This window comes from Aeromonas sp. HMWF017, from assembly GCF_003061465.1.
In the GTDB taxonomy this organism is placed as follows: Bacteria; Pseudomonadota; Gammaproteobacteria; order Enterobacterales; family Aeromonadaceae; genus Aeromonas; species Aeromonas veronii.
Window position 1 is genome coordinate 1 of record NZ_QAJD01000049.1, and the last position, 4,431, is coordinate 4,431.

Consider the following 4,431-nt stretch of genomic DNA (forward strand, 5'->3'; position numbering starts at 1 on the left):
TGAGCGTCCGGCCAAGAGCATCCGTGTGACCATTCACACCGCTCGTCCGGGTGTTGTAATCGGTAAGAAAGGCGAAGACGTTGAGAAGCTGCGCAAAGCTGTAGCCACTATTGCTGGCGTGCCTGCTCAGATCAACATTTCCGAAGTCCGCAAGCCGGAGCTGGATGGCAAACTCGTTGCCGACAGCATCACTTCCCAGCTGGAGCGTCGTGTAATGTTCCGTCGTGCTATGAAGCGCGCCGTACAGAACGCAATGCGCCTGGGTGCCAAGGGCATCAAAGTGGAAGTTTCCGGTCGTCTGGGCGGCGCTGAAATCGCGCGTACCGAATGGTACCGTGAAGGTCGTGTGCCGTTGCACACCCTGCGTGCCGACATCGACTACGCAACTTCTGAAGCCCACACCACTTACGGTGTGATCGGCGTTAAAGTTTGGATCTTCAAGGGCGAAGTTCTGGGCGGTCTGGCTGCTGTTAACGCTGCCGCTGCTCAAGAGCAAGCTCCTGCAAAGCCCAAGCGTGACAACAAGCGCCGCGCTGCTAAGTAAGGAGATTCGGTAAATGTTGCAACCTAAGCGTACTAAATTCCGCAAGACCCACAAGGGTCGTAACCGCGGTCTGGCCACCTCTGGTAACGAAGTATCCTTCGGTACCTTTGGCCTGAAGGCGACATCCCGTGGTCAACTGACTGCTCGTCAAATCGAAGCAGCCCGTCGTGCCATGACCCGTCACGTTAAGCGTCAAGGTAAGATCTGGATCCGTGTGTTCCCGGACAAGCCCATCACCGAAAAGCCCCTCGAAGTTCGTATGGGTAAAGGTAAGGGTAACGTGGAATACTGGGTTTGCCCGATCCAGCCTGGCAAGGTTCTGTACGAGATGGACGGTGTACCTGAGGCTCTGGCGCGTGAAGCGTTTGCCCTGGCCGCAGCTAAGCTGTCTGTTCAGACCACTTTCGTAATTAAGACGGTGATGTGATGAAAGCCCAAGATCTGCGTCAAAAGAGCGTCGAAGAACTGAACCAGGAGCTGCTGGGCCTGCTGCGTGAGCAATTCAACATGCGCATGCAAGCGTCCACCGGCCAGCTGGCTCAGACTCACACTCTGAAACAAGTGCGTCGTGACGTCGCACGTATCAAGACTGTACTGACTGAGAAGGCAGGTGCGTAATGACTGACAAGATCCGTACTCTGCAAGGTCGTGTAATCAGCGACAAGATGGACAAGTCCATCACTGTTGCTATCGAGCGCAAGGTAAAGCACCCGATCTACGGTAAGATCATCAAGCGCACTACCAAGCTGCACGTGCATGACGAAAACAACGAGTGCAAAGCTGGCGACCTCGTGGAAATCCGCGAATGCCGCCCGCTGTCCAAGACCAAGTCCTGGACCCTGGTTGCCGTTGTAGAAAAGGCCTAATCGGTACTTTGTAGTCCAAGCGGCCCCTTTCAGGGGCCGTTTGTTTTTTAGGCTACCTTTTCTGAAAATCCTGTGTTATAGTTTCGCGCCTTTTGAAGGCAGCCAGATCCCATTAGGGATAAGAAGTAAACAAAGCGGAGCACTAAGATGATCCAGATGCAAAGTATGCTGGGTGTTGCCGACAACTCCGGCGCTCGCAGTGTAATGTGTATTAAGGTTCTGGGTGGCTCGCACCGCCGTTACGCCGGCATCGGCGACATCATCAAGGTTTCCATCAAGGAAGCTATTCCTCGCGGTAAAGTGAAGAAAGGTGATGTGTATAACGCGGTGGTCGTACGCACCCGTAAAGGCGTTCGTCGTCCGGACGGCTCTGTCATCCGTTTCGACAACAATGCGGCTGTGTTGCTTAACAACAACCAACAGCCAATCGGTACTCGTATTTTTGGCCCGGTGACCCGTGAACTGCGTAATGAGAAGTTCATGAAGATTGTGTCCCTGGCACCCGAAGTACTGTAAGGAGTCGAACGATGGCAGCTAAAATCCGTCGCGAAGACGAAGTGATTGTTCTTACCGGCAAAGACAAGGGCAAGCGTGGCAAAGTCACTCAAGTCCTGATTGCAAAAGGTAAGGTAATCGTGGAAGGCATCAACCAGGTGAAGAAACACCAGAAGCCGGTACCCGCACTGGGTCAGGCTGGCGGTATCGTCACCAAAGAAGCCCCCATCGATGTATCAAACGTAGCGCTGTTCAACTCTGCCACTGGCAAAGCTGACCGCGTTGGTTTCCGGATTGAAGACGGCAAAAAAGTCCGTTTCTTCAAATCCACCGGCGAACTTGTGAAGTAATTGGAGTTTAACGATGGCGAAACTGCATGATTACTACAAATCCGATGTAGTAAATGAACTGTCCAAGCAGTTCGGTTACAAGACTATCATGCAAGTCCCTCGGATCGAGAAAATCACCCTGAACATGGGTGTTGGTGAAGCGATCTCTGACAAGAAATTGCTGGAAAATGCTGCTGCCGATATGGCTGCCATTTCCGGTCAGAAGCCGCTGATCACCAAAGCTCGCAAATCTGTTGCGGGCTTCAAGATTCGTGAAGGCTACCCGATAGGTTGTAAAGTAACCCTGCGTGGCGAGCGTATGTGGGAGTTCCTGGAACGGCTGATCTGCATCTCCGTACCGCGTATCCGTGACTTCCGTGGCCTGAACGCTAAAGCGTTCGACGGTCGTGGTAACTACTCCATGGGCGTGCGTGAGCAGATCATCTTCCCGGAAATCGACTATGACAAAGTCGATCGCGTCCGTGGTCTGGATATCACCATCACCACTTCCGCGAATACCGATGAAGAAGGCCGTGCTCTGCTGGCTGCCTTTAACTTCCCATTCCGCAAGTAAGGTTAGGGTTATGGCTAAAACATCCATGAAAGCGCGCGAAGCAAAGCGTGCCAAGCTGGTAGCCAAGTACGCGACCAAGCGTGCCGAGCTGAAAGCTATCATCGTTGACATGAACGCTTCTGAAGAAGCGCGTTGGGATGCTGTACTGCAACTGCAACAGCTGCCCCGTGATTCCAGTCCGTCCCGCCAGCGTAACCGTTGCAATATTACTGGTCGTCCGCACGGTTTCCTGCGCAAGTTTGGCCTGTCTCGCATCAAGGTGCGTGAGCATGCCATGAAGGGCGAAATTCCGGGCCTGAAGAAGGCTTCTTGGTAACGAATCTCGGGAGTTAGACTTATGAGCATGCAAGATCCGATCGCGGATATGCTGACCCGCATCCGTAACGGTCAGGCGGCGAGCAAAGTTGCGGTTTCCATGCCTTCTTCCAAGCTGAAAGTGGCTATCGCCAAAGTGCTGAAAGAAGAAGGTTACATCGCAGGCTACTCCGTAGCTGGTGACGTGAAGCCGGAACTGGAAATTGAACTGAAATATTTCCAGGGCAAGCCAGTTGTAGAACTGATCCAACGCGTAAGCCGTCCAGGCCTGCGTATTTACAAGCGCACTACTGATCTGCCGAAAGTTATGGGCGGTCTCGGTGTTGCTATCGTGTCCACGTCTAAAGGTGTGATGACTGACCGTGCTGCTCGCAAAGCAAGCATGGGCGGTGAGATCATCTGCTACGTCGCTTAATAGGAGGTAGGAAATGTCTCGTGTTGCTAAGGCACCCGTCACTATTCCTGCTGGCGTAGAGGTGACTCTGAACGGCCAGGAACTGACCATCAAAGGTGGTAAAGGTTCTCTGGTTCGCTCTATTCACGCCGGTGTAGAAGTGACCAAAGAAGACAATGTACTGAAGTTCGCCCCGCGCGGCAGCATCGCTGGTGCTGACGCTCAGGCCGGTACTGCCCGTGCATTGGTCAACAACATGGTAATCGGTGTTACCCAAGGCTTCGAGCGCAAGCTGCAGCTGGTTGGTGTAGGTTATAAAGCCTCCATCAAGGGCAATGCTGTTGCGCTGGCTCTGGGCTTCTCTCACCCGGTAGAGCATGTGCTGCCGGCTGGTGTGACCGCTGAGTGCCCGACTGCTACAGAAATCGTTCTGCGTGGCGTCGACAAGCAGCTGGTTGGCCAAGTCGCCGCCGATATCCGTGCTTACCGCGCTCCGGAGCCCTACAAGGGCAAGGGTGTACGCTATGCCAACGAGCAAGTGCGTACTAAAGAAGCTAAGAAGAAGTAAGGTAACACTATGGACAAGAAAGCAGCTCGTCTCCGTCGTGCTACTCGTGCTCGGAAAAAGATGCAGGAACTGGGAGCTACCCGTCTGGTTGTTCACCGTACCCCGCGTCATATCTATGCGCAGGTTATTGCAGCCAACGGTTCCGAAGTTCTGGCCTCTGCTTCCACAGTAGAGAAAGCCATCAGTGAAGCTCTGAAATACACCGGTAACGCAGATGCTGCTACCGCTGTAGGTAAGGCTATCGCTGAGCGTGCTATTGCCAAAGGCGTTCAGAACGTATCTTTCGATCGTTCCGGTTTCAAGTATCACGGTCGCATCGCTGCCCTGGCAGCTGCCGCACGTGACG

General features: G+C 53.6%; 11 protein-coding genes. All 11 read left to right on the plus strand.

Translation table 11 applies throughout. The annotated features are described in order from the left end of the window. Positions 1-544: 30S ribosomal protein S3 (rpsC, locus tag DBR30_RS04225; protein ID WP_108588199.1), on the plus strand; the 544-nt coding region annotated here is incomplete at its 5' end. A gap of 13 nt (positions 545-557) precedes the next feature. After that, positions 558-971 carry a 50S ribosomal protein L16 gene (rplP, locus tag DBR30_RS04230; RefSeq protein ID WP_005340612.1) on the plus strand — a complete coding sequence of 138 codons (414 nt, stop codon included), beginning with the start codon at positions 558-560 and terminating at the stop codon, positions 969-971. Next, positions 971-1,162, plus strand: a complete 192-nt coding sequence (rpmC, locus tag DBR30_RS04235) for a 50S ribosomal protein L29 (protein ID WP_005307965.1) — start codon at positions 971-973, stop codon at positions 1,160-1,162. The genes rplP and rpmC overlap by 1 nt, the downstream gene beginning before the upstream one ends. Further along, entirely contained in the window at positions 1,162-1,410 is a 249-nt protein-coding gene (gene rpsQ / locus DBR30_RS04240) for a 30S ribosomal protein S17 (protein ID WP_005307966.1), read from the plus strand. Before rpmC ends, rpsQ begins: the two co-directional genes overlap by 1 nt. Positions 1,411-1,557: 147 nt before the next feature. After that, positions 1,558-1,926: a 50S ribosomal protein L14 gene (gene rplN / locus DBR30_RS04245; RefSeq protein WP_005307975.1), complete on the plus strand. Its 369-nt coding sequence runs from the start codon at positions 1,558-1,560 to the stop codon at positions 1,924-1,926. A gap of 11 nt (positions 1,927-1,937) precedes the next feature. After that, the gene (gene rplX, locus DBR30_RS04250) at positions 1,938-2,255 is read left to right on the plus strand and encodes a 50S ribosomal protein L24 (protein WP_005307977.1); all 318 of its coding nucleotides are present in this window, start codon (positions 1,938-1,940) and stop codon (positions 2,253-2,255) included. A 13-nt stretch (positions 2,256-2,268) separates the two neighbouring features. Further along, a complete protein-coding gene (gene rplE / locus DBR30_RS04255) occupies positions 2,269-2,808 on the plus strand; it encodes a 50S ribosomal protein L5 (protein ID WP_005331162.1) in 540 nt (179 codons plus the stop codon). Between the two features lie 10 nt (positions 2,809-2,818). Beyond that, positions 2,819-3,124 carry a 30S ribosomal protein S14 gene (rpsN, locus tag DBR30_RS04260; protein ID WP_005340609.1) on the plus strand — a complete coding sequence of 102 codons (306 nt, stop codon included), beginning with the start codon at positions 2,819-2,821 and terminating at the stop codon, positions 3,122-3,124. A 21-nt stretch (positions 3,125-3,145) separates the two neighbouring features. Next, complete coding sequence (gene rpsH, locus DBR30_RS04265) at positions 3,146-3,538, plus strand: 30S ribosomal protein S8 (RefSeq protein ID WP_005307980.1); 393 nt, start codon at positions 3,146-3,148, stop codon at positions 3,536-3,538. A 13-nt stretch (positions 3,539-3,551) separates the two neighbouring features. Next, positions 3,552-4,085, plus strand: coding sequence for a 50S ribosomal protein L6 (gene rplF / locus DBR30_RS04270; protein WP_108541219.1), 534 nt, complete (start codon positions 3,552-3,554; stop codon positions 4,083-4,085). Positions 4,086-4,094: 9 nt separating this feature from the next. Then, a partial coding sequence (rplR, locus tag DBR30_RS04275) for a 50S ribosomal protein L18 (protein WP_108588200.1) occupies positions 4,095-4,431 on the plus strand: 337 nt, incomplete at its 3' end.